This window comes from Sinorhizobium medicae (assembly GCF_007827695.1).
GTDB lineage: Bacteria > Pseudomonadota > Alphaproteobacteria > Rhizobiales > Rhizobiaceae > Sinorhizobium > Sinorhizobium medicae.
The window spans coordinates 379,138-405,729 of the sequence record NZ_VITA01000002.1 but is presented as its reverse complement, the minus strand read 5'-3'; the positions used below and the strand labels follow the sequence as shown (position 1 = coordinate 405,729).

General features: G+C 62.3%; 25 protein-coding genes. 13 read left to right on the top strand and 12 right to left on the bottom strand.

The window, feature by feature from the left end; genetic code table 11:
* Window positions 1-101 precede the first annotated feature (101 nt).
* From FB009_RS05260 to FB009_RS05245, 4 genes are read left to right on the top strand one after another with little or no spacing between them, the layout of a single operon-like run.
* Window positions 102-1,685, top strand: coding sequence for a zinc-binding metallopeptidase family protein (locus tag FB009_RS05260; protein ID WP_011974950.1), 1,584 nt, complete (start codon window positions 102-104; stop codon window positions 1,683-1,685).
* Between the two features lie 34 nt (window positions 1,686-1,719).
* The gene (locus tag FB009_RS05255) at window positions 1,720-3,447 is read left to right on the top strand and encodes an amidohydrolase (RefSeq protein ID WP_011974949.1); all 1,728 of its coding nucleotides are present in this window, start codon (window positions 1,720-1,722) and stop codon (window positions 3,445-3,447) included.
* Window positions 3,441-4,403, top strand: a complete 963-nt coding sequence (locus tag FB009_RS05250; RefSeq protein WP_011974948.1) for a CobW family GTP-binding protein — start codon at window positions 3,441-3,443, stop codon at window positions 4,401-4,403. Before FB009_RS05255 ends, FB009_RS05250 begins: the two co-directional genes overlap by 7 nt.
* 1 nt (window position 4,404) lies before the next feature.
* Complete coding sequence (locus tag FB009_RS05245; RefSeq protein ID WP_011974947.1) at window positions 4,405-6,045, top strand: 5-guanidino-2-oxopentanoate decarboxylase; 1,641 nt, start codon at window positions 4,405-4,407, stop codon at window positions 6,043-6,045.
* Between the two features lie 41 nt (window positions 6,046-6,086).
* On the opposite strand, the gene mltG is transcribed toward FB009_RS05245, so the two are convergent.
* The 5 genes from mltG to fabD form a co-directional block, all read right to left on the bottom strand.
* Entirely contained in the window at window positions 6,087-7,286 is a 1,200-nt protein-coding gene (mltG, locus tag FB009_RS05240; protein ID WP_011974946.1) for an endolytic transglycosylase MltG, read from the bottom strand.
* A 287-nt stretch (window positions 7,287-7,573) separates the two neighbouring features.
* Window positions 7,574-8,839: a beta-ketoacyl-ACP synthase II gene (gene fabF, locus FB009_RS05235; RefSeq protein WP_018208731.1), complete on the bottom strand. Its 1,266-nt coding sequence runs from the start codon at window positions 8,837-8,839 to the stop codon at window positions 7,574-7,576.
* 308 nt (window positions 8,840-9,147) lie between these two features.
* Entirely contained in the window at window positions 9,148-9,384 is a 237-nt protein-coding gene (locus FB009_RS05230) for an acyl carrier protein (protein ID WP_003531676.1), read from the bottom strand.
* Window positions 9,385-9,703: 319 nt separating this feature from the next.
* Entirely contained in the window at window positions 9,704-10,441 is a 738-nt protein-coding gene (gene fabG, locus FB009_RS05225; protein WP_011974944.1) for a 3-oxoacyl-[acyl-carrier-protein] reductase, read from the bottom strand.
* 24 nt (window positions 10,442-10,465) lie between these two features.
* Entirely contained in the window at window positions 10,466-11,410 is a 945-nt protein-coding gene (gene fabD / locus FB009_RS05220) for an ACP S-malonyltransferase (protein WP_011974943.1), read from the bottom strand.
* Between the two features lie 351 nt (window positions 11,411-11,761).
* Here fabD and FB009_RS05215 point away from each other — a divergent pair, with 351 nt between their 5' ends.
* Window positions 11,762-12,805, top strand: a complete 1,044-nt coding sequence (locus FB009_RS05215; protein ID WP_011974942.1) for an aldo/keto reductase — start codon at window positions 11,762-11,764, stop codon at window positions 12,803-12,805.
* A gap of 26 nt (window positions 12,806-12,831) precedes the next feature.
* Here FB009_RS05215 and FB009_RS05210 read toward each other — a convergent pair whose 3' ends face one another.
* Window positions 12,832-13,164, bottom strand: coding sequence for a four-helix bundle copper-binding protein (locus FB009_RS05210; protein WP_011974941.1), 333 nt, complete (start codon window positions 13,162-13,164; stop codon window positions 12,832-12,834).
* Window positions 13,165-13,509: 345 nt separating this feature from the next.
* Between FB009_RS05210 and rpsF the strand changes: the two genes are divergently transcribed.
* The 4 genes from rpsF (at window position 13,510) to rplI (ending at window position 15,974) form a co-directional block, all read left to right on the top strand.
* On the top strand, window positions 13,510-13,947 hold the full coding sequence (rpsF, locus tag FB009_RS05200) for a 30S ribosomal protein S6 (RefSeq protein ID WP_011974940.1): 438 nt from the start codon (window positions 13,510-13,512) through the stop codon (window positions 13,945-13,947).
* Between the two features lie 25 nt (window positions 13,948-13,972).
* A complete protein-coding gene (gene rpsR / locus FB009_RS05195) occupies window positions 13,973-14,221 on the top strand; it encodes a 30S ribosomal protein S18 (protein WP_003531693.1) in 249 nt (82 codons plus the stop codon).
* A 189-nt stretch (window positions 14,222-14,410) separates the two neighbouring features.
* Window positions 14,411-15,364, top strand: coding sequence for a YybS family protein (locus FB009_RS05190; protein WP_127580683.1), 954 nt, complete (start codon window positions 14,411-14,413; stop codon window positions 15,362-15,364).
* A gap of 34 nt (window positions 15,365-15,398) precedes the next feature.
* Window positions 15,399-15,974 (top strand): 50S ribosomal protein L9, encoded by a 576-nt coding sequence (gene rplI / locus FB009_RS05185; protein ID WP_011974938.1) that lies wholly within the window; start codon window positions 15,399-15,401, stop codon window positions 15,972-15,974.
* Window positions 15,975-16,097: 123 nt separating this feature from the next.
* Here the strand turns inward: rplI and FB009_RS05180 are convergent, their stop codons facing one another.
* The 3 genes from FB009_RS05180 to FB009_RS05170 are packed head-to-tail and all read right to left on the bottom strand — an operon-like array spanning window position 16,098 to window position 19,241.
* Window positions 16,098-17,165: an HlyD family secretion protein gene (locus FB009_RS05180; RefSeq protein ID WP_011974937.1), complete on the bottom strand. Its 1,068-nt coding sequence runs from the start codon at window positions 17,163-17,165 to the stop codon at window positions 16,098-16,100.
* A 16-nt stretch (window positions 17,166-17,181) separates the two neighbouring features.
* The gene (locus FB009_RS05175; RefSeq protein WP_011974936.1) at window positions 17,182-18,792 is read right to left on the bottom strand and encodes an MFS transporter; all 1,611 of its coding nucleotides are present in this window, start codon (window positions 18,790-18,792) and stop codon (window positions 17,182-17,184) included.
* Window positions 18,789-19,241: a MarR family winged helix-turn-helix transcriptional regulator gene (locus FB009_RS05170; RefSeq protein WP_011974935.1), complete on the bottom strand. Its 453-nt coding sequence runs from the start codon at window positions 19,239-19,241 to the stop codon at window positions 18,789-18,791. Before FB009_RS05170 ends, FB009_RS05175 begins: the two co-directional genes overlap by 4 nt.
* Before the next feature lie 321 nt (window positions 19,242-19,562).
* On the opposite strand from FB009_RS05170, the gene FB009_RS05165 reads away from it, so the two are divergent.
* Window positions 19,563-21,062, top strand: a complete 1,500-nt coding sequence (locus FB009_RS05165) for a replicative DNA helicase (protein WP_011974934.1) — start codon at window positions 19,563-19,565, stop codon at window positions 21,060-21,062.
* Window positions 21,063-21,086: 24 nt separating this feature from the next.
* Here the strand turns inward: FB009_RS05165 and FB009_RS05160 are convergent, their stop codons facing one another.
* From FB009_RS05160 to FB009_RS05150, 3 genes are all read right to left on the bottom strand, one after another.
* Window positions 21,087-21,389 carry an AzlD family protein gene (locus FB009_RS05160; RefSeq protein ID WP_011974933.1) on the bottom strand — a complete coding sequence of 101 codons (303 nt, stop codon included), beginning with the start codon at window positions 21,387-21,389 and terminating at the stop codon, window positions 21,087-21,089.
* Window positions 21,386-22,039: an AzlC family ABC transporter permease gene (locus FB009_RS05155; RefSeq protein WP_011974932.1), complete on the bottom strand. Its 654-nt coding sequence runs from the start codon at window positions 22,037-22,039 to the stop codon at window positions 21,386-21,388. The genes FB009_RS05160 and FB009_RS05155 overlap by 4 nt, the downstream gene beginning before the upstream one ends.
* 119 nt (window positions 22,040-22,158) lie before the next feature.
* Window positions 22,159-23,016, bottom strand: coding sequence for an AraC family transcriptional regulator (locus tag FB009_RS05150; protein WP_011974931.1), 858 nt, complete (start codon window positions 23,014-23,016; stop codon window positions 22,159-22,161).
* A 130-nt stretch (window positions 23,017-23,146) separates the two neighbouring features.
* On the opposite strand from FB009_RS05150, the gene alr reads away from it, so the two are divergent.
* The 3 genes from alr (at window position 23,147) to FB009_RS05135 (ending at window position 26,487) form a co-directional block, all read left to right on the top strand.
* Window positions 23,147-24,286 carry an alanine racemase gene (gene alr, locus FB009_RS05145; protein ID WP_024311241.1) on the top strand — a complete coding sequence of 380 codons (1,140 nt, stop codon included), beginning with the start codon at window positions 23,147-23,149 and terminating at the stop codon, window positions 24,284-24,286.
* Window positions 24,287-24,406: 120 nt separating this feature from the next.
* Window positions 24,407-25,810 (top strand): DNA repair protein RadA, encoded by a 1,404-nt coding sequence (gene radA, locus FB009_RS05140; RefSeq protein ID WP_011974929.1) that lies wholly within the window; start codon window positions 24,407-24,409, stop codon window positions 25,808-25,810.
* A 77-nt stretch (window positions 25,811-25,887) separates the two neighbouring features.
* Window positions 25,888-26,487 (top strand): CvpA family protein, encoded by a 600-nt coding sequence (locus FB009_RS05135; protein ID WP_024311242.1) that lies wholly within the window; start codon window positions 25,888-25,890, stop codon window positions 26,485-26,487.
* The last annotated feature ends 105 nt before the right edge of the window (window positions 26,488-26,592 follow it).

Sequence of the window (26,592 nt, the reverse complement as noted above, 5' to 3'; positions counted from 1 at the left end):
GAACGAAATTTGCACGAAACGATAAAACATATCGCTTTTTGTGCAAGCATTTCACTGCTTTCTTTGCGAGCAGGTGCAACCCTCCGGTTGGAAAGAGCAAGATGGTCAAGAACAATGCCGAGGTAACCGCAACGCACTGGATCGACCAGCACGCTGCTGCACTGTCGGAATGGACAAGCGAAATCTGGCATCGCGGCGAGACGGCCTGGCGCGAGTACGAATCCGCCGCCTGGTATGTGCAGCGCCTGCGTGCCGAAGGTTTCGAGGTGGAGGAAGGCTCGGGCGGAATGCCAACCGCCTTCGCCGCATGCTGGACGCACGGCAGGGGCGGTCCTGTCATCGCGACCTATGCCGAGTATGATGCCGTGCCGGGCAATTGTCAGGCCGCCGGTACCGAAAAACAGCCTAGATCCGGTCTCAACGAGCACGCCGGCGGCCATACCGATCCGCATTCAGCTCTCGGCACAAGCGCACTCGGCGGCCTGTTGGCCACAAAGGCAGCAATGCAGGCGCACGATATTCCCGGCACGCTGAAATTCTTCGGCGAGCCGGCTGAGAAGGTTCGCGGCTCCAAGCCGATCCATGCGGCCAAGGGTTTCTATGACGGCCTCGACGCCATGATTAGTTTCCATCCCTGCTATATGCTGCCGCTTTGCAATACCGTGAACTGGGACACCCATTGCGGCGCGGCCTATGCAATGGTTTACCGGTTTGTCTGCGACGCGCCCGAGACCTGGCTGAAGCGGGCCGATGGAACTCCGATCCCGCAGGCGCACAGTGCGGTGCGCGCGCCGGGCGCCAACGACGCCCTGTTCTACATGTACAACGCCTCCAAGGCGCTGCGCGATTCGATGCTGCCGCATATGGGCGGCTGGTCGATAAGCGAAGCGATCCTGACGGCCGGGCAAGCCACCGCCGATAATCTGCCCGCCAGGATCGCCGAGATCCAGTACATCATCCGCGTACCGACCGTTGAACTTGCCGAGCAGGCGACGTTGATCCTCGACCGAAATGCCGATGCCGCTTCGCGGCTTGCGCATTGCCGCGTCGAAAGGATCTGGGTTTCGAAATCGCGTCCGGGCCTCGCCAACCATGTGATGGCCGATCTCGTATATGACAAGCTTGCTGCCGTCGGGGCCCCTAAATGGGGTGAGAAAGCCAAGGCGATTGCTCGGGAAATACAATCCAACCTAGGCCTGCAGCCCATGGCGGAGCCGTTCCTGCTCGATTGCGAGACGCTGATCGCCCCGCAGGAAGCCGAGCGCATTCTCAGACGGGACCTGCCGCCGTCGCAGGTCAACTACACGTCGGACGACTACACCGACATGTGCTGGCATACGCCGACAGCGCGCCTCTACATCGCCCGGCCGATGCTGAACGGCCCTGCCGGATTCGCTTATCCCGACTGGGTGTTGAATGCTCTGGGCGGCATACCCGAGACGATCGATCCGATGGTCATCTGCGCATCGAAGACGATCGCTCATTCCATGCTGGAACTCCTGCAGAACGCCGAGGCACGCGCAGCAGCGATGAAGGAATTCGAGGAGCGAACCGGTGGCGGTGTGGGCGGCACGAAATGGATCCCGCCCCTCGCCGACTACGAGGCTCCTATCGGCCTGCGCTGGCCGGAATATGTCACCACCGTGCGCGGCCGCGAATGGTGGATCCCGACCGCCGGCTATTGAAGCCGGCCCCCTTCTTTCAGGCAGGTAACCGGCCATGCGCTCTCTTTACGATCATCGTCCAAGCCACGCGGCCCGCAGCGCTCAGGCCGACCTCGTACTCACCAACGGCCAAATCTATACAGGGGATCCCGGCCTGCCCTGGTGTCGGGCTCTGGCGGTCGCGGGTGGGCGTATCGTAGCGCGCGGCGAGCGCGCGGACATGGAGCATCTGATCGGTGCTCAGACCGAAGTCACGGACCTGGGCGGGCGTTTTGCCATGCCGGGCCTCTACGATATGCACACACATCCCGACCTCGCGCTCGCGCCCCGCTATGCCGAGGATCTCGACATCGGTCTCGTCGATCCGACGCCCGATCAGGTGCGCAACGCGGTTTTGGCCTACGCCGCCCGATATCCCGACCGCGAATGGATCTACGGGCAGTATTTCGTGCGTTATACTTTCCGGCAAGCAGGCCTCGTTCCCGGGCGGGACTGGCTGGATGCCGTGATGCCCGATCGGCCGGTCGCGCTTCTCGACCGCATGTGGGGCACCATGATGGTCAACAGCGAGGCCCTTCTTCGCGCTGGCATCAACGCCGACACGCCGGATCCCCTCAACGGATATTTCGAACGCGACCCGGTAAGCGGCGAGCCGACGGGTCTGCTCATCGATGGTGCCTACGCCCTGATCCATGCGGCCATGCCCGCCACACCGGTCGCGGTACTGCGCGCGGCCTACCGAGACGGCATTCGCTATCAGTCCGCACGCGGGGTGGTCGCGACCAAATATGTCCATGTCTGCGAAAACCGGCTGAACGCGCTGCAATCCCTCGATCAATCCGGCGAATTGACGCTCCGGGTCGAGGCTGCGATCAGTTGGCAGGACGACATCTTTCCCGTGCGCCGCCGCTGGGAGCTGCTCGCGGGGGAGCGCCACTATTACCGTTCCGCCCGGCTCGACGCCAGTGCCGTGAAATTCCACTTCGACGGCACGGTCGAACCGCGCTCGTCCTATCTCATGACGCCATGGGACGGCGCAAACAGTGCCTGGCGCGGCAAGCTCAACCTGACGCCGGAGCATCTCGCCGATATGATCTGGGACATGGACCGCCAGGGCATCCGGGTGATCGCCCATTGCACGGGCGACGCGGCTTCCGACACGTTTCTGGACGCGGTAGAGGCAGCGCGCCGGCGACCGGGTGGACTCGGCGTGCGACATCAATGCGCGCATTCCACTATCCTGCACGGCAGCAACCTCAAGCGGTTTCGCGATCTCAACGTCACCGCGGAGTTTTCGCCGGTCGCATGGTATCCATCGAAGTTCGTTTCCGGTGCTCGCTCCGGTTACGGCCCCGAGCGCCTGTCGCGGGCTTATAACATCAAGGGCGTTCTTGAAGCGGGCGGTGTCGCGGTTGTCGGCACCGACTGGCCGGTGAGCCCCCTCGACCCGTGGATCGCGCTCGAAACCATGGTCACCCGCGCGAATCCGTGGGACGAGGCAGAGGGCCGGTTCGGCGAGCCCATCTCCCTTACTCAGGCTATTGACGTCATGACCAAGAACGGCGCCTGGTCGATGGGCATCGAGCACGAGGCGGGCACGCTCGAAATCGGCAAGTCCGCCGACATCATCGTGCTCGACCGCAACCTGTTCGAGGTAGAGCCCCAGGGCAATATTCACTCCACCCGCGTGGACCTGACATTCGTGCAGGGCCAACTCGTGCACGACCGGCTGAACGGCGCATCCAATGCCGTCTGGCACGGCGAGGCCCCGAAACTATGGTGACGAGCGCCGGCCCACTCCCGGTCACCGTCATCGGCGGCTTCCTCGGCGCAGGCAAGACGACGCTCGTCAACCACATCCTCGGCGGCGACCACGGCCTGAAGATCGCCGTGCTGGTCAACGATTTCGGTGCGATCAACATCGATACCGCGCTCATCACCTCCATGGAGGGCGGCCTCTACAACCTATCCAACGGCTGCGTCTGCTGCGGGCTGAACCAGGGGCTCGTCGAGCAGCTCGAAGCGCTTTTGACCGAGCGCCCGGATGTCGACCACATCCTCATCGAGGCGAGTGGCGTCGCCGATCCGGGGCGCATCATGGACACGGTTCTCTATGCCCGCTTTTCCGGGCGCCTCCGGGGAGATGCGGTCCTCGTGCTTGCCGATGCGGCCGGCTTCGACGATGCCATCGCGATTGCCCCCGGTCTTGCGGAGGCACAGGTCGGGTCGGCCGATCTGTTGATCCTCAACAAGACCGATCTGGCAACGCGCGACGCCCTCGACGCCTGGCGCAAGCGCTGGAGCTTTGCCGACAGCCGGATCGTCGAAACGGAGAATGCGCGTGTGCCGTTCAGCATTCTTTTCGCAGGTGAAACCCTCGCGCGAGACCCGGCTTCGGCTTTCGCTGCGACGTCGGTTCACGAACAAGCCGAAAGCGTGACGTGGCGCCACCATGAGCCAATCGACGCGAAACGCCTGCATGCGGTGCTCGCCACACTGCCAACCGGGATCTATCGAGCCAAGGGTTTCGTGACCGCAAGCGATGGCCGATGCTTCACCGTGCACGTCGTCGGCACGCGGGTCACTTTTCAGCCCCTGGCGCGCCTCCCCGAGGGCCTGGGCGTGGAGAACCTCCTGGTGCTCATCGGCTTCGGACAAGGACTGGAATTTGAAAGAATACTTGCACAACTGGACGGCTGCGCGGGGCGCCCCCGCTCCATCGAAAACGGAGAAGCTTGAGATGAAGACGGTCGGGCTCTATCTGGTCGAGCTGCTTGCCGCATATGGGGTGGACACAGTGTTCGGAATCCCCGGCGTGCATACCGTCGAGATGTATCGCGGCTTGCCTCGCAGCGGCATCCGCCATTTCACCCCGCGCCACGAACAGGGTGCCGGCTTCATGGCCGATGGTTATGCCCGAGCGACCGGGAAGCCCGGAGTGTGCTTCATTATCTCCGGCCCCGGCCTGACCAACATCGCCACGGCCATGGCCCAGGCCTACGGGGATTCTGTCCCGATGCTGGTCATCACGAGCGTCAATCCTCCCGGCCGCATGGGTTCGGGCGAAGGACATCTGCACGAACTTCCGGACCAACGCCAGCTTGGCCGCCAGTTCACGGCTTTCAGCCACACCATATTGCGGGCGGACGAGCTGGCGCAGGTCGTCGCCCGCGCCTTTGCCGTCTTCGCTTCGGCCCGGCCGCGGCCGGTGCATATCGAACTGCCGGTCGATCTGCTGACGGCCGATGCTTCGGCCCTGCCGCCGGCACGGAAGCGTCCTGTCCCCAGCCGCCCCGCTGCCGAGCCGCAGGCGGTCGCGGCCGCCGCCGCCCTGTGCACGGCGGCACTGCGGCCGATCATCCTGGCCGGCGGCGGCGCCGCCGATGCGGCGGTACCTATGCGCCGTCTGGCCGAAGCACTGGACGCCCCCGTGATCATGACCGTCAACGGACGCGGCGTCCTGCCGGCGGGACATCCGCTCGGCGTTCCCTGCAGCCCTGCTATGGAGGCGACCAGAGCCCTCATCGAGACGGCCGATCTGGTGATCGCGGCAGGCACGGAATTCGGCCCGACGGATTACGATTTTTATGAGACCGGCGGCGCGCGCATCGGCGGCAAACTGATCCGCATCGACATCGATGCCGAACAGGCCATGCGCGGGCGACCGGCCGATCAGGCACTGATATCGGATGCTGCTCTCGCGCTCGAAGCTCTGGCTGCGGCCGTTTCGCCACGCCCGCCGGGTGATGGCGCCGCCCGGGCGAAATTAGCACGCAGCGGCGTCCGAAAGGCGCTCAATCCCATTCTGCGTGCAGGTGCTCACCTGATGGAAGTGGTGCGCGACACCTTGCCCGGTGTCGTTATCGTCGGCGACTCCGCACAGCCCGTCTATGCCGGCTGTATCGACTATGCGGCGACCCGGCCACGATCCTGGTTCTGCTCGGCCACCGGCTACGGCACACTCGGCTATGCGCTGCCCGCCGCCACCGGAGCACTGATCGGCACCCGCCGGCCAACGGTATGCCTCATCGGCGATGGCGGCATTCAATTCACACTGCCGGAACTTGGTTCCGCCCGCGAGGCAGAGCTGCCACTCATAGTCCTGTTGTGGAACAACAACGGCTATGGCGAGATCAAGAGCTACATGGAAACACGCGGGATCGAACCGATCGGCGTCGACATCTTCACACCCGATTTTCTGACCATTTCGCGCGGCTTCGGTTGCGAGGCTCATCGCATGAAAGATCACCGCGAGCTGCCGGCCCTCCTGGAGGCCGCGCTGCTGCGCAGATGCCCCACGGTGATAGAGATCGTCGAGGCAGACTATATTGCGGCTATCAACGGCCAGGAAGAACCGGCCTTACCCGCCGTCGCCGAGTGAAAACTTCGCGATAGCGGCCCGAGCAGTACTGGACGCCAGCATTACTGCTGCGTTCCAGTCTGCGTTACGGCGTCTTCAGCCGCTTCGGTGGCCTTGGCCGCTTCCGCTGCCCTCTCCGCCTCGAGCTTGCGCCAGCGCCGGACATTGGCGTTGTGTTCGTCGAGCGTCTCGGCAAAGACATGTCCGCCAGTGCCATCGGCGACAAAATAGAGTTCGGGCGTGCGCGACGGGTTGGCGACGGCTTCAAGCGCGGCGCGACCCGGATTTGCGATCGGCGTCGGCGGAAGACCCTTGATGAGGTAGGTGTTGTATGGGGTCTGCTTGTCGAGGTCGGACCTCAGGATAGCCCGGTCGGCGGGTTTACCTTCTCCACCGAAGATGCCGTAGATGATCGTCGGATCCGACTGCAGCCTCATGCCCTTTTCCAGGCGATTGATGAATACGGAGGCCACTCGCGGCCGCTCGTCCGCGCGACCGGTCTCCTTCTCCACAATAGAGGCAAGAGTGACGAATTCCTCGATGGTTGACACGGGCAGGTCCGGATCCCGCTTCTCCCAGATCTGCTGCACCAGGGCCTTTTGCGCAGCGATCATCTGCTTGACGATCTCGTTACGGTCGGTTCCTCGGGTGAACTTGTAAGTGTCCGGTTTCAGAGAACCTTCCGGCGGCAGTTCCGCCGGCAGGTCGCCGACCAGAACCGGGTCGTCGGAAAGCTTGCGAAACATCTGCTTCACAGTCAGACCTTCCGGCAACGAGACGGAATAGAGGATCGACTTTCCGGATTTCAGGAGCTGCATGATCTCCTGCATCGATGCATGCGCCTTGATCTCATACTCGCCGGCCTTGAGCGTGTCATTGCTCAGATAAGCTTCCGAAACGAAGCGGAAAACACGGCTGTCGGTGATGATCTCGTTGCGCTCCAGATTGCTGGCGATTTCGCTGATGCCGGCGCCGCTGCGAACGATGAAATTCTTGTTCGCCTGCAGGGGCCCCGCCTTCTCATATTCATGCATCGCATAATAGACGGCGCCGGCCGCCGCCAGCGCCACGAACACAACCGCGGTCATGACGAAGTTGAGAAAGATGACGACCTGGCTGCGCGCCTTGCGTGAACGCTTCGGCGGGTGTGGAACCCTCTCGGGACGCAACGCTTCATTGGCCGACTTCGGAATGATCGGCCCGTTGCTCCCGGTTTCATTGCGGCCGAATTGTACCGCGCTGTTATCGTTTGAGTCGCTCACGATTATCCCGATTCCGAAACTCGCAACGTTATTCAATCCGCCGCCGGTGCGAATTTCGGCTTAGACCGGCGACCAGTGAATGTTACGGCAGCCTCTGCTGCTCCAGAGAAGCAACGGCCCGCCATGCGATGAATATTCTACAATTACCAGAGGTGGCTTGCGCGAACATAGTCCTTCGGCGGCGGTGCCGAGTCGTCGCCACCCCGGCGACAGCTTTTAGTGAGCATTGCGGCAAAAAGCGGGACCGCGGATCGATACCGATGAAGATGTGCTTAAATCGTCGTGATCTAATGGCCGGCGTAACGGCGCAGGATCAACGACGCGTTGGTGCCACCGAATCCGAACGAGTTCGACAGGGCCACATTGATCTCGCGCTTACGTGCGGAATGCGGCACGAGGTCGATCTTCGTCTCGACGGAAGGGTTGTCGAGGTTAAGCGTCGGAGGGGCGATATTGTCCCTGATGGCGAGCGCCGAGAAGATCGCCTCGACCGCGCCGGCCGCACCGAGCAAATGGCCGATTGCCGATTTGGTCGAGGACATGGAAATTTTGGAACCGCTGTCTCCGACCAATCGCTCGACAGCGCCGAGTTCAATCGTGTCGGCCATTGTCGAGGTGCCGTGTGCGTTGATATAGTCGATGTCCGCAGCCGAGATGCCGGCGCGCTTCAGCGCCATCTGCATGCATCGGTAAGCGCCTTCGCCGTTCTCGGACGGAGCAGTGATGTGGAAGGCATCGCCGGACAGACCGTAGCCGATCACCTCGGCGTAGATCTTGGCGCCGCGTGCCTTCGCGTGCTCCAGCTCTTCCAGAATGACGATACCCGCGCCCTCGCCCATGACGAAGCCGTCGCGATCGGCGTCATAGGGCCGCGATGCCTTTTGCGGATTGTCGTTGTGCTGGGTCGAGAGCGCCTTGCAGGCGGCGAAGCCTGCGAGCGAGATGCGGCAGATCGGCGATTCCGTGCCACCCGCCACCATCACGTCCGCGTCTCCGAGCGCGATCAACCGGCTGGCGTCACCGATCGCATGCGCGCCGGTCGAACAGGCCGTCACGACGGAATGGTTAGGACCGCGCAGCTTGTGGCGGATGGAAACCTGCCCTGCTGCGAGATTGATCAGCCGGCCGGGAATGAAGAATGGTGAAATCCGGCGCGGGCCCTTGTCGCGCAACGTATAGCCCGCATCGACAATACCTTCCAGGCCGCCAATGCCGGAGCCGATCAGGACGCCGGTCGAAATCTGGTCTTCGTCTGTTTCAGGGTTCCAGCCCGCATCCGCAAGCGCCATGTCGGCAGCGGCCATCGCGTAGACGATGAAAGGGTCGACCTTGCGCTGTTCCTTGGGCTCCATCCAGTCGTCGGCATTGAACGTACCGTCGCTACCATCGCCGAAAGGAATTCGGCAGGCTATCTTGGCGGGAAGGTCCTCGACCTCGAATTCGGTGACCCTGCGGGCTGCATTGTCGCCGGCCAGAAGGCGCGACCAGCTGACTTCGGTTCCGCAACCCAGAGGAGATACCATGCCGGTACCGGTGATAACGACACGTCTCATACCCGTGACCCACCCTGATTGTTCAATTCAACCGCCGGACCGGACCACGTGACGATCGCGACCCGTGCAATACATTGCAAATCTCGCTACAGCGCCGCGCAAGGCTGGCAAAACTCGCTGCAACGTTGTCTTTGATCGCATGTTTTGTCCCTGGACGGGTTACGTTCCACAGAAACATGCAGGAATAACGATCAGAGGGAAAGGCAGGACGCTTTGCTGATCGCAACCCGCGGCCAATGCGGGCCAGCCCACTGCCCTGGGGCTGAACGGGCCGCGCCTGCGGCCCGCCAATGGACTCAAGCCAAAAGTCAGGCCTGCGCCTTCTCGATGAACTTCACGGCGTCGCCGACGGTGAGGATCGAATCTGCAGCGTCGTCCGGAATTTCGACACCGAATTCTTCTTCGAATGCCATTACCAGTTCGACGGTGTCGAGCGAGTCCGCGCCGAGGTCATCGATGAAGCTTGCGCCTTCGCTGACCTTTTCGGCGTCGACGCCAAGATGATCAATAACAATTTTCTTCACGCGTTCTGCGATATCGCTCATGTCGGAGTTCCTCGACCTTATGTTTCTCTACGGCGCTGTTACCGGCACCGGCACTCTATCACGCCTGATAGACCAAGATGGTCCAACGGGCAATCCATCCAACCGAAACCGCGGAAACCCAGGGCAGCAAGAGCTGCCGGACACCTGGCCGGAACGGTCGACTGCGCGCAGTCATGGCCCGATTAACACGGTTTATGCCTGCCGCAAAGTGCCAAAATGCCCGACTTTCCCTTGGTCAACATTGAATTTCAGGCATTTGGCACAACAAGTTGAAAGGCTGGTCGGAGGTCGGCGACAGGGCCGCGCACTCCGCACCTCATCAGATCATCGCCATACCGCCGTTGACGTGGATCGTCTGGCCGGTGACGTATCCGGCTTCGTTCGAGGCTAGATAGGCGACCGCCGAAGCAACTTCCGCTCCGTTTCCCATCCGCCGCATCGGGATCGCAGACATGATCCCTTCCTTTTGCTTGTCGTTCAGCTTCCCGGTCATCGCGCTTTCGATGAAACCCGGTGCGACGCAATTGACCGTGACGTTTCGGGTTGCGATTTCCTGGGCGAGCGACTTGGAGAAGCCGATCATGCCGGCCTTTGAGGCGCAATAATTTGCCTGCCCCGGGTTGCCCGTCACGCCGACGATGGACGTTATGTTGACGATGCGGCCGAAGCGTCGCCGCATCATCGGATGCGTAAGTTCGCGTGTCAGGCGAAAGACGGCCGTGAGATTGACTTCGATGACGTTGTCCCAGTCTTCGTCGCTCATACGGACGAAGAGCCCGTCCTTGGTAATGCCGGCATTGTTGACGAGGATATCGACGCCGCCGAGATCGGCCTCCGCCTTTTCACCGAGCGCCTTGACTTCTGCACGGTCGGAGAGATTTGCCGGAAAGATATGAACCCGTTCGCCGAGGGTATCGGCAAGGGCTTCGAGCTTTTCGACGCGGGTGCCATGCAGCCCCACAACGGCGCCCTGAGCATGCAGCAGGCGGGCGATTTCTTCGCCAATGCCACCCGAAGCGCCGGTTACGAGAGCCTTGCGGCCTGAAAGATCGAACATGGATTTCTCCTTATAATAGGGTACTCAGGCCAAGAGAACGGCAAGGACTGCGTCGATATCGGCGGGCGAATTGACGGCGATGCCGGTGACGGACTTGTCGATCCGCCGGGCAAGACCGGTCAGGACCTTGCCTGAGCCGATTTCGTAAAGCGTCGTCACGTCGTTTGCCGCAAACCACTCGACCGTCTCGCGCCAGCGGACCGGGCCGGTGACCTGTTCTACAAGCAGGCGCGCGATCTCGACCGCATCGCGGACCGGGGCGGCAAGCACGTTCGCGACGACAGGCACCACGGGATCGTGCTTCCCGACCGTCGCAAGCGCTTCGCGCATGGCTTCGGCCGCAGGTGTCATCAGTGCCGAATGGAAGGGGGCGGAAACGGGCAACATAAGCGCACGCTTGGCACCCTTCTCCGTAGCAAGCGCTGCTGCCTTCTCGACCGCCGGCTTCTCGCCCGAGATCACCAATTGACCGCCGCCGTTGTCATTGGCGATCTGACACGAACCGAGCGATGACGACTCGCGGCAAATCGCTTCGACGTCGGCATGCTCCAGACCGATGATCGCAGCCATCGCGCCTTTGCCGACGGGTACGGCCGCCTGCATCGCATTGCCGCGAATGCGCAGAAGGCGCGCCGTGTCGGCGAGCGAGAACGTACCGGCAGCACAGAGAGCCGAATACTCCCCGAGCGAATGGCCGGCGACGAAAGAAACCTTGCTGCCGATATCGAGTCCTCTGGACTCGAGCACGCGGATCACCGCCATCGACACCGCCATCAGCGCCGGCTGTGCATTCGCCGTCAGCGTCAGCGTCTCCTCCGGTCCATCCCACATAATGTGCGAAAGCTTTTCGCCGAGCGCTTCGTCGACCTCGGCGAAGACGGCAGCCGCCTCCGGAAAGGCTTCAGCAAGATCCTTGCCCATGCCGACTGCCTGGCTGCCCTGGCCGGGGAACGTGAATGCGATGCTCATCAAGAGTGCCCCTTCCTTGGTCACGGCTGGTTCGGAGCAACCCAGTAGCCGCGATCATTTCTATCGTGCGTGCGCGTACAGATGAACCGCCCGGGGCATTGGTTTCCCGCGCTCGCGCGCCGCGTTTTTCTCTCCATTCACATTCCTGAACCGCAAGTCAAGCACGGAAGCCGCACTTGGCGGATTGCTTGGGGCTTTTGCCCTTGATCTTCGCCGATCAAAGCTTAGATTTGCGCCAATTTGCCGTCGCGCCCGCCGAGACCCCATGGGCTGCGGCCTCAGCCTTCATTTTTCAAGGCGGAGCGCCTCCCTTCCCGTTGGGGCGCATCCGCCCATAAGGAACGTTACGTCATGCGCTACAACACGCTCGGCCGCACCGGCATCAAGGTTTCATCCATCTGCCTCGGGACGATGACATGGGGCTCGCAGAACACGCCGGTCGAGGCCCACGAACAGCTCGACTATGCCTTCGACCGGGGCGTCAACTTCATCGATACGGCCGAACTCTACCCGACCACGCCGCTTTCGGCCGAGACCTACGGCAACACCGAGCGCATTATCGGCGATTGGCTGACGTCGCGCGGCCGGCGCGACGATGTGGTCGTTGCCACCAAGGTCGCCGGCTCCGGCCGTTCTTACATCCGCAACGGCGAACCGATCACGCCGGAAGGAATCGGCGAGGCGGTGGACGCCAGCCTCAAGCGGCTCAGGACCGATTACATCGATCTTTATCAGCTCCACTGGCCCAACCGCGGTCATTACCACTTCAGAAACGCCTGGTCCTACGATCCTTCTCGCCAGGAGAAGGAAGAGGTTGCGGCCGATCTGAAGGCCATTCTGGACAAGCTCGGCGACGTGGTGAAGGCGGGAAAAATCCGTGCGGTCGGTCTTTCGAACGATACGGCCTGGGGCGCGATGAAAATGCTCGACCTGTCCAACAGGTATGGCTTCCCCCGGGTTGCGACGATACAGAACGAATACAATCTGCTCTACCGCAGCTACGATCTCGATCTGGCGGAAGTCTCGCACCACGAAGATATCGGCCTGCTCGCCTATTCGCCGCTGGCGGCCGGGCTCCTCACCGGCAAATATCTGGGCGGCGCCAGGCCCGCAGGGTCGCGCCTGTCGATCAATGGCGACCTCGGCGGCCGTTTCACTCCGCATCAGGAGCCCGCCGTCGCCGCCTACACCGCGCTCGCGCGCGAAAACGGTCTCGATCCTGCCCAGATGGCCATTGCCTTCTGTATCACGCGCCCCTTCATGGCCTCGGCCATCATCGGCGCGACGTCGATGGAGCAGTTGAAGAACGACATCGGAGCAGCCGACGTCGAGCTCTCCCAAGACGTGATGAACGGCATCCGGCGCCTGCATCGGCTTTATCCCGCGCCGATCTGAAATATGCTCCCACCGGGACTGCAGTCTCATGCCGCCATCTGGCGGCAGCTTTCGGCACAGCGCCTGCAAGCATCGACGCAGTCGGCCATGTCGCCGATGCGCTCGCAGTCCTGTGCGCATTCAGCACAGATCTCGGCGCATTCGCCGCATAGATGCTTATGGTGAGGTGTGCCTAGCAGCATGAAGTGCGCCGCGTCCCTGCAGATTTCCGCACAAGCCATCATCAGGCGGAAGTGCGGCGGCTTCGTATGCTCGCCGCCGGCTTCGAGGCAATGGCTCATCGCCGTCGAGAGGCAGACGCGGTAGCAGGCGAGGCAATTCTCGATGCATTCCTGCATCTTCGGATCGAAGTGGGCCATAGTCTTCTCCCGAATGGATGGAAGCTCACTCAACAGCGCAGAGTCGGTTTTGTTCCGGCGGAACACAGCCGAAGCGTTAATCTGGCGCGAGCTGCTTGCATTTCAGCCGAAAACCCGTATAAGCGCGCTGTTCGAAACGCCCGGTCTTCTGGCTGGTGGCTGAACGGAGGGCCGGTTTCCAATTCGGAAGCCGCCAGGAATGTAAAGTCATTCCGGCCTCCCGTGTCTCCGCTCTCGACCGTCTCGATACAACACTTTCTTGCCGGCTCTTCGCAGCCCTTAAGAACAGTCGTTGAGGCTTAGCCGCCGAGGTCCGGGCTGATAACGCAAGAAAGGCAAGCCACAATGGCTCTTTATGAACACGTATTCCTCGCTCGGCAGGATATCACGCCGCAGCAGGTCGACGGTCTCGTCGAGCAGTACAAGGGTGTGATCGAAGCGAACGGCGGCAAAGTTGGCCGCGTCGAGAACTGGGGCCTGAAGTCCCTCACCTATCGCATTAAGAAGAACCGCAAGGCCCACTACGTTCTCATGGACATCGATGCGCCGGCACCGGCCGTCCACGAAGTCGAGCGTCAGATGCGCATCAACGAAGACATCCTGCGCTACATGACGATCGCCGTCGACAAGCACGAGGAAGGCCCGTCCGCGATGATGCAGAAGCGCGACCGCGACGACCGTCCTCGCGGCGAAGGCCGTGGCCCGCGTGACGATCGTGGTCCGCGTCCGGACCGTGGCGACCGCGACGACCGTCCGCGCCGCCCGCGCGAAGACCGCGCGTAACAGAAGCTTTAGGAGATAATCGAAAATGGCTGAAGTTTCTTCCGCTCCGGTACGCCGCCCCTTCCATCGCCGCCGCAAGACCTGCCCCTTCTCAGGCGCCAATGCTCCGCGGATCGATTACAAGGATGTTCGTCTGCTGCAGCGCTACATTTCCGAGCGCGGCAAGATCGTGCCGTCCCGTATCACGGCCGTTTCCCAGAAGAAGCAGCGCGAACTCGCCCAGGCGATCAAGCGCGCCCGCTTCCTCGGCCTGCTGCCCTACATCGTCTCGTAAGGCTGCTGACTCTCAGTTGAGCGACTGACTCAACGAGACCAACTCCGATCGAAGCGTCTCGAAGAGGCGCCTCGATCCTCCCTTTCGCGGTGGGCGCGGATCGGAACCGGCGCCGGTATGGCGCAAAAAATCCCATGTTGGGGCTACGCGGATCGCCGCCCCTAACTGCCTCTGAAGCAGGACAGCGAAATGCAGAACTGGAACAGGACATCGCTGCTGACCGGCGCGCTCGCCGGTATTACCGCCGCCCTTTTGTCGATGGGCGCGAATACGCAGCCGTCTCTTGCGATCGTTCTCTATGCCGCTTCCGCGCTTCCGATCCTGATTGCGGGCCTCGGCTGGGGAAACGCCGCCGCCTTCGGCGGGATCGTCGTAGCCGGCGGGGCAGCAGTGGCGCTCGTGTCGCCCTATTTCGCACTGCTTATCGTCGTCGTGACGCTCGTCCCGGCCGGCTGGCTCAGCCACCTCTCCAATCTTGCACGTCCGGCCGACGAACTCGGCGGTCCCGAAGGTTCGCTCGCCTGGTATCCGCTTTCCGACATCCTTGTGCATCTCGCCGGGCTGGTGACGGCGGGCATGATCATCGTCGGCTATATCGTCGGTTACGACTCCAGCGTCTCCGGCATCATGGTCGATATGGTGATCGATGCAGTGAAGGCGCAGGAACCGCTTTACAATCCGGACGCTGCGGCGATCGCTCAGCTGAAGTCGATCTTCACGCTGGCGCTGCCGCTGGTGCAGGGTGCGATATGGGTGCTGATGCTGTTCTCCGCCTATTATCTCGCGACCCGTATCGTACAGCTGTCCGGTAAGGCGCTTCGGCCGCGGGAGGATATTCCCTCTTCGCTCCGGATGAACCGCAATGCCATCTTCGTGTTTCTCGCCGGCCTGACCCTGACCTTCTTCGGCGGCGCGCCGGCGGTGGTCGGTGCGCTCGTCTGCGGCACCTTCGGCGCAGGCTTCCTGCTCTCGGGCTTTGCCTCTTTCCATTTTCGCACGCGTGGCAAGTCCTGGCGGCTTCCCGTGCTGTGGATTGCATACCTGTCGGTCTTCATCTTCACGATTCCGGCTTTCTTCTTCCTCCTCACCGGCCTGACCGATACGCGCCGCGCCATCGCGCTCACGCCTACGGGAAAAAATTGACTACCGAAACAAATCGAACTGAAAGGAAATCAAAATGGAAGTCATCCTACTCGAACGCATCGCCAAGCTCGGCCAGATGGGCGAAACCGTAAAGGTTCGCGACGGCTTCGCGCGCAACTACCTGTTGCCGCTCGGCAAGGCGCTACGCGCCAATGCCTCCAACAAGGCACGTTTCGAAGCCGAGCGTTCCACGCTCGAAGCCCGTAACCTCGAGCGCAAGTCGGAAGCACAGAAGGTTGCCGAGTCGCTTGACGGCAAGTCCTTCATCATCGTCCGCTCCGCTGGCGAAACCGGCCAGCTTTACGGCTCGGTCGCTGCCCGCGACATCGTCGAGACGCTGGCTGCCGAAGGTTTCAACATCAACCGGAACCAGGTTGATCTCAACCAGCCGATCAAGGCAATCGGCCTCCACACGGTCACGCTGCACCTGCACGGGGAAGTCGACGTGGCGATCGAAATCAACGTTGCCCGTTCCGCCGAAGAAGCCGAGCGCCAGGCCAAGGGCGAAAGCCTGACCTCCGCTGACGCCATCTACGGCGTCGACGAAGACGCCCTGAAGCCCGAAGACTTCTTCAACCCGGAAGCCGAGATCGAATCCGAAGAAGAATAATTCCTGAACGGATTCCAATGAAGAAAGCCCGGATCTCGCGGTCCGGGCTTTCTTCATTTCCGGGACACCAGGCCAGCCAGGCCTGATATACTCGTCGTCTGGGCAAAGCATCTCAGAACTCGTCTATCCTGCGGATGCGATTGATGCCTGCGGTTCGGCCGCCTTGTCGACCTTGACCACGACCGAAAGCCCGGGAGCAAGGCGCTCGGCCAACGGCTGTTCGGGATCGACGGCGATCCGCACGCCGAGACGTTGCGCCACCTTCGTGAAATTGCCGGTGGCGTTGTCGGGACGTATTATGCTGAATTCCGACCCCGCGGCTGGAGAGAAGCGCTCGATGTGACCTTTCAACTCCTGGCGTTTCAGGGCGTCCACCCAGATGGTGACGGGCTGACCGACCCTCATCCCGTCAAGCTGCGTCTCCTTGAAGTTGGCGACGATCCAGACGTCATGCGGCACGACCGAAACCAATTGCGTGCCGGCAGTGACATATTGTCCGACACGGGCGCCAATCTCGCCAAGTCTACCGGCACGCGGCGCAACGATCCTGGTGTTGTCGAGGTCGATCTGGGCGAGTTCAACGGCCGCCTCGGCACCGGAAACCGAACCCTGAAGGCCGGCGCGCGCGCCGAGTGTGGTGGCGAGTGATTGCCGCGAGACTTCGAGATTGGCGATCGCCTGTTTGACGCCCGCTTCCGCCTGCTGGAAGGCGGCCCGTGCCTGGTCGGCGTCGCTCCGTGTTGCAACGCCCTTGTCGGCGAGCGGACGAATACGATCCCAAGTGGCCCTCGCGGTTGCCAATGCTGCTTTAGCCCCGTCGAGCTGGGCCTCGCTCGCGGTAATTCCAGCCTTTGCCGAGAGCTCCTGTTCGAAGGAGTTCGCGAGGGCCGCCCGCTGTGTCGCGAGCATGGCTTTCGCCTGCGCAAGCTTCTGGACGAAGATCCGGTCGTCGATCCTGGCGAGGAGCTGGCCCGCCTTAACCTCCTCGTAGTCTCGCACCGGCACCTCGGCGACGTAGCCGGCAAGCTGCGGGCTGATAGTCGTCACATAGCCGCGGACATAGGCGTTCTCCGTGGTTTCGACGGAGCTGGCAAAGGGCGGCAGACGCCAGGCGTAAAGGACGAGCGAAAGACCGGCAAGGCCGGCTACAAGCACGACCAGCGTGCTGGGGGAGCGAAAATGTTTCAACATGACTTTACTTCATCGATCAGTGTAGGGCCGCCGACGCGGCGTTGAGACCGGGCCGGGCAAGCCGTTTGACTCCAACCTGTACGAGCAGCACCGCGAGTGCGAAAACCGCGATGATAGCAATCAGCAGGAAGGCATCGTTGTAGGCGAGGATGTTGGACTCGCGGGTAATCGACCGTCCAAGCAGGGCCACACCTTCCCCGTGCAGCAACGCCTTGTCGCCAATTGCGCTGGCGTAACCGCCCGACAGCTGGCCGATGCGCTGGGCGACGAAGGGATTGGTGAGAACGATCTGCTCGGCCAGAACATTGGCGTGGAATTTTTCGCGTAATGTCACGAAAGTCCCAAAGGCGGCCGAGCCCATCAGGCCGCCAATGCTTTGCGTGAACAGAAAAACCACGATGAAGCTCAAGATGTAGTTCGGGCCTTTTGCGAGCGCCGACCTGAAACCTCGCGCCATCGCCGGCGGCAGGAAAAGAGCCGAGCCAGCGCTGACCAAAGCCTGGCTCACATACATCTGCTCGGGTCGCGTGAGGCTCGTCGCATGACTGTCCATGTAAGCTCCGACCGTGATCATGCTTAAGGCAAGTACATGGACGACGTCCGCGCGCGCCGGGTCCATCAGCGCCGCGCAGAGCAGCCCTCCGCCGACCGACGCGGCCAGAATAATCCAGTAAAGCGTGGCGAGCTGATCATATTGCAGGCCGAGCAATTGGTAGAAACTGGTGGCGATCGCCGACTGCTCCGAGGCGACGAGGCGGAAGATCAACAGGACCACAGCGAAATGCACGATCTCGCGCGAGGCCAGCCAGCGCACGTCGATTAGGGGCTGCTCACGGTTGAGCTCGATCAGTATCACCGTCGTGAGAGTCACGACCGAGAGCGCGAGCAGGACGCCGAGCCAGGGAGCCTCGAACCACCAATAGAGCCTCCCCATGGCGAGGACGACGGCAAGGCAGCCAAAGCCGACGGCGAGCAGCAGATAGCTGGAAATATCGGTACGCTGAATGACCTTGCCATGGGGCACCGGCGTCAGCGGCAGCAAATAGATGATCGGCAATGCGAGCAGCGAGAGCGCCATTTCGAGGGTGTACAGTCCGTGCCATTGTCCGATTTCGATAAGCTGCGGCGAGATCAGACGCGTGACCGGAGCGGCCAGGGTCGTGCATGTCAGGGCAAGTGCGAGGCCTATCGTCAGCTTTCTCTCCGGCGAGAAGGCTTCCAGCATATAGAGGAAGCCGAGCGACGACAAAGGCGCGGCCGCAATTCCGCTGATGAAGCGGACGACGATTGCCGAGTGAAGATCCGAGACGAAGACGTTCATCAACGAAGCGATGACGAAGCCGGCGATGCCCAGTTCAGCAAAGCGGCGCAGGCCGTACTGGGCGCGGATCTTCACGAGAGCGGCTGAAAGGCTGACATTCGGAGCCATATAGGCAGCCGCAAGCCATGCAGCCTCGACTGATGTGGCCGAAAGGGAGCCCTGGACCTGCGCAAGGTTGGCCGACGCCAGATTCAGGCCGAGTCCCTGCGTCAGGAAAAGGAACGCGGAGCCGGCAATGTAAAGGGCCGATTTACCGGGCGCCATCTGAGCAGGAAGGCTCGGCTGCGGGGCCGCATTGGATGTCATCGGCCGCCACTCCGCCCGATCGACTGGATGTTCGTTGCGATCGTGTTGACGACCTTCAGCGCACCGGCGATCTCCTCCGGCCGCAGCCCGCCCAGAACCTCCTCGCGGATATCGCTTGCAAGCTTCTGGATCTCCTCCGCCAGCGCGCGGCCGGAGACCGTCATGTAGATCTGCTTCGCACGCCGGTCGGAAAGTTCGACGCGGCGCTCGATGAACCCCTGGTTCTCCATGCCGTCGAGAAGCCGGACTATGGTCGGCGTTTCGATATCGAGTTCTTCGGCCAATTCGCGTTGATTGAGACCTTCTTTCCTGGCGAGAGCGAACAGCATCCGCGCACGGGGCAGCGTTAGACCGCGCTCCTTGACCCGCGCGTCGAACACCGACCTCAGCTTGCGATTAACCGTCGCAAGCGCGTCGAACAGTTCGCGACTGACCTTCGTCTCAGACATTTAATATCGTTTCCATATTACTAGCATGCTAACCATCTTGGCACTATTTAATCCGGCGGCGGGCCTGTTTCAAGATGCGCGCACGGGGACGCGGACGTGCGAATCAGATATTTTTACCCATAGCCGCGGCGTCAACCAGCACCGCGCGAGAATGTATTTTTTTGCAACTTTGCCCTTGCCTTCCCTGTGGATCAGTCGAACAACGGGCAAAGGCATCAGGTGGAGTTGTATGCCACGCGACTGTTGCCTGCCTGCACTAGACGTGGCCCGCAACAGTCAGCAAACCGGGTGCCTCAGGGATCATAAGCGGAAACGGATACGATGAACGACGCAGCGCGAAAGCTCGCCCCTTTGGCCAAGGATCAGGCGGAACAGCATTATCGCGAGGCGCCGAACAATCTGGAAGCGGAGCAGGCGCTGCTCGGCGCTATTCTCGTCAATAACGACGCCTATTACCGCGTCTCGGACTTCCTGAAGCCCGTCCACCTCTATGAGCCGCTGCATCGCAGGATTTTCGAGATCGCGGGCGAAATCATCCGCATGGGGAAGACGGCCAACCCCGTAACCGTCAAGACCTTCCTCAAGGCCGACGACAAGGTCGGCGACCTGACGGTCGCGCAATATCTCGCGCGTCTCGCCGCCGAAGCAGTGTCCATCATCAATGCCGAGGATTATGGCCGCGCGATCTACGACCTGGCGCTCCGCCGGTCGCTGATCACCATCGGCGAAGACATGGTGAATATCGCCTATGACGCGCCCCTCGACATGCCCCCGCAAAACCAGATCGAAGACGCCGAACGAAGGTTGTTCGAACTGGCCGAGACCGGTCGCTACGACGGCGGCTTTCAGTCCTTCAACGACGCGGTGGCGCTTGCCATCGACATGGCCGGGCAGGCATTCGAGCGCGATGGTCATCTTTCCGGCATTTCCACAGGTATCCACTCGCTCGACTCGAAGATGGGCGGCCTGCAGCGCTCGGACCTGATCATTCTTGCCGGCCGTCCCGGCATGGGCAAGACCTCGCTTGCGACCAATATCGCCTACAACATCGCTGCGTCCTACGACCCTGAGGTTCAACCCGATGGTTCCTTCAAGGCGAAGAACGGGGGGGTTGTCGGCTTCTATTCGCTCGAAATGTCCTCCGAGCAGCTAGCCACCCGTATCATCTCGGAGCAGACCGAAGTCTCGTCGTCGAAGATCCGCCGCGGCGAGATTTCGGAAGCCGATTTCGAGAAGCTCGTAGCCTGCTCGCAGATGATGCAGAAGGTGCCTCTCTATATCGACCAGACCGGCGGCATCTCAATCGCCCAGCTTGCGGCGCGCGCACGCCGCCTGAAGCGGCAGCGCGGCCTGGACGTGCTCGTGGTCGACTACATCCAGCTGATGACCGGTTCGAAGAAATCGGGCGAAAACCGTGTGCAGGAGATCACCGAAATCACCACCGGCCTGAAGGCGCTCGGCAAGGAACTGAACGTGCCGATCATCGCGCTTTCGCAGCTCTCCCGTGCCGTCGAGAGCCGCGAGGACAAGCGCCCGCAGCTCTCCGACCTGCGTGAATCGGGCTCGATCGAACAGGATGCAGACGTCGTGCTCTTCGTGTTCCGCGAGGAATATTACGTGAAGAATGTGGAACCGCGCGACGAGTTCGATCCGAAATATGAAGAGTGGAAGATGCAGATGGAGAAGGTGAAGGGCACAGCCGACGTGATCATCGCCAAGCAGCGCCACGGACCGACCGGCACCGTCAAGCTCGCCTTCCAGTCCGAGTTCACGCGCTTCTCCGACCTCGCCGATCCTTCGTTCACGCAATACGAGCATTGAGGCGATTGTCGTAGGGGTCCGCCCTCACGCCCCGAACATCCTCGCAAGCGCGACCACCATCACCCCGGTCGCCACCGCCGCAAGCAGCGGCAGCCGCATAGCGACGAGCGCTGTCGCGAGCGCCGCGAGCGTTTCGGCCGGCCCGGTGACCAGCGCTGTCGGAGCGATGACGGCCATCAGCACCGCCGGCGGGATCGCCTCGAGGGCCCGTTTCTGTTTCGGGCCGATCGTCACGAATCGGATGAGGACAAGACCGCCGAGCCGGGTCAGTATCGTGGCAGCGGCCATGGTGACAATCGCAAGAAGCGTATGCGGATCGAGCGTCACGCGCAGGCCTCCTGGCGTTCCCCGGTGAAAAGCGCCGCAATGACGCCCGCGGCCGCGCCGGCGGCGATGTACCAGACTCCGGGGAGGAACTGGTGCGCGAGCACCGCCGCCGCTGCGCTCGCGGCGAGAACCGCACCCGTTCCGCGTCCCTTCCAGAAGCCAATGAGCAGGACGATGAAGACCGCCGGAAAGGCGAAATCGAGGCCGAGCGCCTTCGGGCCCCCGAGGAACGCACCGGCAAGCGAGCCGGCAAGTCCGGCCATGACCCAGACCAGATAGAAGGGTAGCGCAAGACCTGCATACCAGGCCGGCGTGAGCCGCGTCTCGCCCGCCCGGACTTCGGCCATGGCCCAGATCTCGTCTGCAAGCAGAAGCATTGCGGCATATTTCGCCGGGCCGGAAAAGGCCGGCATCTTCGTGCCGATGGACGCGCTCATCAGAAGATGGCGGATGTTGACGAGCAGCGCCGAAAATCCGAGAGCCGCCCATGAGGCGGGGTGAGCCCAGATGTCGAGCGCGACGAATTGCGAGCCGCCGGCGAAGACGAGCGCGCTCATCAAAAAGGTTTCGAGGCTCGACAGGCCCTTGGTTGCGGCGATCGCTCCGAAGACGAGCCCGATCGGCATCACCGCCACGATAAGCGGCGCCATCGCCCTGAAACCTCCACAGAATTCCTCGACTGCCCGCGTCTTTTTCACGCCCGCGATCTCCCGTGCTTGCGACGAGGGCTGGTATCAGACAGAAGACGTCCCGTCTTGAACGAAAGTGATCAGGCTGAGCGGTAGGCCCGCGGCGTGACGCCGGTTCGAGCCTTGAAATGCCGGCTGAAATGCGCCTGATCCGCGAAACCGCAATAGTATGCGGTGTCCGCTGCAGACCAGCCCTTGCGAAGAAGCGCTTTTGCCTCGCGCACGCGCTTGTCGGTGAGAAAAGCATGCGGAGTGATGTGGAATTCCTTTCGGAAGGCACGGATCAAATGGGCGCGGCTGAGGCCCGCCACCTTCGCAAGTTCCTCCAGTCCGACGTCGAACCTGTAGTTTCCAACGAGATAATCTCGCGCCCGGTGCACGGCTGAACTCTCGCGCGTCTGCAGGGGGACGATGATGGCGCTGCCATGCCGTTCGAAGAGCCTGGCCAGGAAACCAAACATGCTCTCGTCCGCCTCCAGCGTTCCGACCTTGCCTTCCAACGCGCGATGGGCGCGATGAAATCCGACCGCGAGCTCCCTATCGGTGAGAAGCAGCCGCGAGAAGGACGGCGTCCCTTTGAAGGAACGGCCGGTGACATCCTCGATTGTCTCTACGAGCAGTTCCGACGACGGATAGATCATCCGGTATCGATAGCCGTCATGGCCCGGATGCCCGTCGTGGATCTCATCGGGGTTGATGAGATAGAGATCTCCCGGCCCCGTCTGCGACCGCTCACCCTTGATCGTGCTTATCTGAGAGCCCGCTTCGATCGCGCCGATGCTGAACGTGTCGTGCGCATGCGGCGCGAATTCATGCGTGATGAACGTCGCGCTCAGGCACTCCATCCCCTTGAAGCGCGCATCGCGCCAGAATCGCGTTCGCTCGACCCCCTCGAGCGGCATGGCCTCGATGGCCTTTTCCTGTGAGATCGTTTCCATCGGTTAATCCTACCGGGCGCGAAAACGCTCGTCTTGTATAAAAATGCTTCGGGCCGATCCTTGCCGCCGCCGTTTGCGGCTGACGGCGCTTGGATGTATTGCTGCAATATCGCTCACGCAGAGTTCCGCTATGCAAAACTCCGATTTCTCCTCCGCTTCCAGCAGGCTGACCGTCGATCTCGCGGCACTCGCCGACAATTGGCGCATGATGAACGAGCGGTCCGGGAGAGCTCGCGCCGCCGCAGTTCTGAAGGGGAATGCTTACGGCCTCGGCGTCATGCAAGCAGCTCCCGCCCTCTACGCCGCCGGCGCGCGCGATTTTTTCGTTGCCAGCGTCGAGGAAGGGGCCGAGTTGCGCCCGCTGGTGCCGGAGGGCCGCGTCTATGTTCTCGCAGGAATGTGGCCGGGCAACGAGGCGCTCTTCTTCGAGAACGATCTCGTGCCGATCATCAATTCGCAGGAACAACTCGCCTATTTCATGGCGGCGCTTTCCGAACGGGGCGACCACCCCTGCGTTCTCCACGTCGATACGGGCATGAACCGGCTTGGCCTGTCGCCGGAGGAGGCCCTCCGGCTCGTTCACGACCCGGTGCGGCCCGCCAGTTTTTCGCCGGTCCTCGTGATGAGCCACCTCGCCTGCGCGGACGATCCAGGGCACCCGATGAACCGCCATCAGCTCCAGCGCTTCCGTGAGGTGACGGCCTTCTTCGAGGGCGTGCCGGCAAGCCTTGCAAACTCCGGCGGCGTTTTCCTCGGCGAGGATTATCACTTCGATCTCACCCGGCCCGGCATCGCTGTCTATGGCGGCGAAGCGGTGGATGGCGACGTCAATCCGATGAAGCCGGTCGTCATCGCCGAGGCGCGCATCGTGCAGATCAGAACAGTTCCCTCGGGCGAAAGCGCAAGCTACGGCGCCTCGGTCCGTTTCGGCCGCGACAGCCGAATTGCAACGGTCGCGATCGGCTATGCCGACGGCTACCACCGTTCGGTTTCGGGCGGCGGCGTCACCCTCAGACAGGCAATGCCCTCCGGCGCCTTCGGTTTTCTGCACGGCAGGAAGGTGCCGCATGTCGGGCGCGTGACGATGGATCTGAGCCTCTTCGATGTTACGGACCTGCCGGAATCGACCGTGCGTGCCGGCGACTATATCGAGCTCTTCGGGCGCAATATCCCCATCGACGACGTCGCGCGTGCCGGCGGCACCATCGGCTACGAGCTCCTGACGAGCCTCGGACGGCGCTATCACAGGACCTATGTCGGAGGCGCTTGAACAAGGCCCGACGGAATATCGTCCTTCAAACGAGATTTCGCGGCATTATGTGACCGCCGAGAGTGATTCTCGGGCGGCGGCAATCCCGTTACCTCCCGCAACATCCGAAAGCTGACATAAATGGCGAAAGCCCGCACCCAGTTCATCTGCCAGAATTGCGGCACCATCCACTCCCGCTGGGTGGGCAAGTGCGACGGTTGCGGCGAATGGAACACCATCATTGAAGACAATCCGACAGCGGGAATTGGCGGTGGTCCGATGCGTACCCCGAAAAAGGGGCGCCCGGTCGCGCTTACGACGCTGTCCGGGGAGATCGAAGACGCGCCGCGCATCCAGACCGGTATTTCCGAGCTCGACCGCGTGACCGGCGGCGGCTTCGTTCGCGGATCCGCGCTTCTCGTCGGTGGCGATCCCGGCATCGGCAAGTCGACCGTGCTGATGCAGGCGGCCGCGGCACTTGCCCGCCGGAAGCATCGGGTAATCTATGTCTCGGGCGAAGAGGCGATTGCTCAGGTTCGCTTGCGCGCTCAGCGGCTGGGCGCAGCCGACAGCGACGTCCTCCTTGCCGCCGAGACGAACGTTGAAGATATCCTCGCCACGCTTTCCGAGGACAAGCGCCCGGACCTGGTGATCATCGATTCCATCCAGACGCTCTGGAGCGACATCGTAGACTCGGCGCCGGGAACGGTGACGCAGGTGCGCACCGGCGTGCAGGCCATGATCCGCTTTGCCAAGCAGACGGGTACGGCCGTCGTGTTGGTCGGACACGTGACGAAAGAGGGCCAGATCGCCGGACCCCGCGTGGTCGAGCACATGGTCGATGCCGTCCTTTATTTCGAGGGCGACCGGGGTCATCACTATCGGATTCTCAGGACGGTGAAGAACCGATTCGGGCCGACCGACGAGATCGGCGTCTTCGAAATGTCCGACAAGGGCCTGCGCGAGGTCGTCAATCCATCGGAGCTTTTTCTTGGCGAGCGTAACGAGAAGTCGCCGGGAGCGGCGGTCTTTGCCGGCATGGAAGGCACGCGGCCGGTGCTTGTCGAGGTGCAGGCACTGGTCGCGCCGACCTCGCTCGGAACGCCGCGCCGCGCCGTGGTCGGCTGGGATGCGGCGCGTCTTTCCATGATCCTCGCGGTTCTGGAAGCCCATTGCGGCATTCGCCTCGGCCAGCACGACGTCTACCTCAACGTCGCGGGCGGCTATCGCATATCCGAACCGGCGGCCGATCTCGCGGTGGCTTCCGCACTGGTTTCGTCGCTTGCCGGGCTTGCCCTCCCGGCCGATTGCGTCTATTTCGGCGAAGTCAGCTTGTCGGGGGCTATCCGGCCGGTTGCGCATACCGCCCAACGTCTCAAGGAAGCCGAAAAACTCGGTTTCTCCCAGGCCGTCTTGCCATCTGCATCGACCGAGCTGCCGAAGAACGGCAATGGCCGCTGGAGCGAGATGGAAAGCCTGCCGGATCTGGTGGCGCGTATCGCGGGATCGCGGCGTGCCCTGCAGCAGACGAATGACGAGGAATGACGGAGTAGCCGCGCCCTGGGAGCATCAAAAGGATGTGCCGCCTGGCGATTGGCGGTGGAGTTCGGAGTAAGGACAACATGCCCATCACAATTCTCGACGGTATCGTTCTCGGCGTCGCGCTGTTTTCAGCCATCCTCGCGATGGTCCGCGGCTTCTCGCGCGAGGTTCTGTCGGTGGCGAGCTGGGTCGGTGCGGCCGCCGCCGCCTACTTCCTCTACCCGCACCTGCTGCCCTATGCCAGCCAATACACGACCAGCGGCACGGTCGCGATGATCGGCTCAGCGGCCGTGATCTTCCTGATCGCGTTGATCGTCATCTCCTTCATCACGATGCGGGTAGCCGACTTCATCATCGACAGCCGCATCGGCGCGCTCGATCGCACGCTCGGTTTCCTGTTCGGAGCCGCACGCGGCATCCTTCTCGTCGTCGTCGCAATGCTGTTCTTCAACTGGCTGGTCGCGCCGCAGCAGCAACCCGTCTGGGTCACGCAGGCGAAGTCGAAACCGCTGCTCGACAACCTCGGCAACCAGTTGGTCGCGCTCCTGCCGGAAGAGGCCGACGCCACAATTCTCGACCGCTTGCGCGGCAAGGACACGACCGGCGAAGGCGAAGGCGAGTCACCGCCGGCCCAGACGGAACAGGCGCCCGGCGAGGAAGCACCGGCGACGAACGGCTGAGACTGACGACAAGTTTGCGACAAAGCCCGCTGTGCGGGCTTTGTCTATTTGGAATGACGCCTGCCAGTGTTTTCGGCTAAGATCGCTTGAAGACTGGCGGCCTGA

What these genes read in the sequence shown, in the direction of transcription:
- rplI (WP_011974938.1), top strand. Translation starts at nt 15,399, where the DNA reads ATGGAAGTCATCCTACTCGAACGCATCGCCAAGCTCGGCCAGATGGGC.
- FB009_RS05190 (WP_127580683.1), top strand. Translation starts at nt 14,411, where the DNA reads ATGCAGAACTGGAACAGGACATCGCTGCTGACCGGCGCGCTCGCCGGT.
- FB009_RS05250 (WP_011974948.1), top strand. Translation starts at nt 3,441, where the DNA reads ATGGTGACGAGCGCCGGCCCACTCCCGGTCACCGTCATCGGCGGCTTC.
- fabG (WP_011974944.1), bottom strand. Translation starts at nt 10,441, where the DNA reads ATGTTCGATCTTTCAGGCCGCAAGGCTCTCGTAACCGGCGCTTCGGGT.
- fabF (WP_018208731.1), bottom strand. Translation starts at nt 8,839, where the DNA reads ATGAGACGTGTCGTTATCACCGGTACCGGCATGGTATCTCCTCTGGGT.
- FB009_RS05170 (WP_011974935.1), bottom strand. Translation starts at nt 19,241, where the DNA reads ATGTCTGAGACGAAGGTCAGTCGCGAACTGTTCGACGCGCTTGCGACG.
- FB009_RS05155 (WP_011974932.1), bottom strand. Translation starts at nt 22,039, where the DNA reads ATGGCGCCGCTTATCGTGGCGGTGATGCCGATCGGGCTCGTCTTCGGA.
- rpsF (WP_011974940.1), top strand. Translation starts at nt 13,510, where the DNA reads ATGGCTCTTTATGAACACGTATTCCTCGCTCGGCAGGATATCACGCCG.
- FB009_RS05165 (WP_011974934.1), top strand. Translation starts at nt 19,563, where the DNA reads ATGAACGACGCAGCGCGAAAGCTCGCCCCTTTGGCCAAGGATCAGGCG.
- FB009_RS05230 (WP_003531676.1), bottom strand. Translation starts at nt 9,384, where the DNA reads ATGAGCGATATCGCAGAACGCGTGAAGAAAATTGTTATTGATCATCTT.
- FB009_RS05180 (WP_011974937.1), bottom strand. Translation starts at nt 17,165, where the DNA reads ATGTTGAAACATTTTCGCTCCCCCAGCACGCTGGTCGTGCTTGTAGCC.
- alr (WP_024311241.1), top strand. Translation starts at nt 23,147, where the DNA reads ATGCAAAACTCCGATTTCTCCTCCGCTTCCAGCAGGCTGACCGTCGAT.
- FB009_RS05255 (WP_011974949.1), top strand. Translation starts at nt 1,720, where the DNA reads ATGCGCTCTCTTTACGATCATCGTCCAAGCCACGCGGCCCGCAGCGCT.
- FB009_RS05260 (WP_011974950.1), top strand. Translation starts at nt 102, where the DNA reads ATGGTCAAGAACAATGCCGAGGTAACCGCAACGCACTGGATCGACCAG.
- FB009_RS05135 (WP_024311242.1), top strand. Translation starts at nt 25,888, where the DNA reads ATGCCCATCACAATTCTCGACGGTATCGTTCTCGGCGTCGCGCTGTTT.
- FB009_RS05215 (WP_011974942.1), top strand. Translation starts at nt 11,762, where the DNA reads ATGCGCTACAACACGCTCGGCCGCACCGGCATCAAGGTTTCATCCATC.
- FB009_RS05210 (WP_011974941.1), bottom strand. Translation starts at nt 13,164, where the DNA reads ATGGCCCACTTCGATCCGAAGATGCAGGAATGCATCGAGAATTGCCTC.
- radA (WP_011974929.1), top strand. Translation starts at nt 24,407, where the DNA reads ATGGCGAAAGCCCGCACCCAGTTCATCTGCCAGAATTGCGGCACCATC.
- FB009_RS05150 (WP_011974931.1), bottom strand. Translation starts at nt 23,016, where the DNA reads ATGGAAACGATCTCACAGGAAAAGGCCATCGAGGCCATGCCGCTCGAG.
- rpsR (WP_003531693.1), top strand. Translation starts at nt 13,973, where the DNA reads ATGGCTGAAGTTTCTTCCGCTCCGGTACGCCGCCCCTTCCATCGCCGC.
- FB009_RS05175 (WP_011974936.1), bottom strand. Translation starts at nt 18,792, where the DNA reads ATGACATCCAATGCGGCCCCGCAGCCGAGCCTTCCTGCTCAGATGGCG.
- FB009_RS05245 (WP_011974947.1), top strand. Translation starts at nt 4,405, where the DNA reads ATGAAGACGGTCGGGCTCTATCTGGTCGAGCTGCTTGCCGCATATGGG.
- fabD (WP_011974943.1), bottom strand. Translation starts at nt 11,410, where the DNA reads ATGAGCATCGCATTCACGTTCCCCGGCCAGGGCAGCCAGGCAGTCGGC.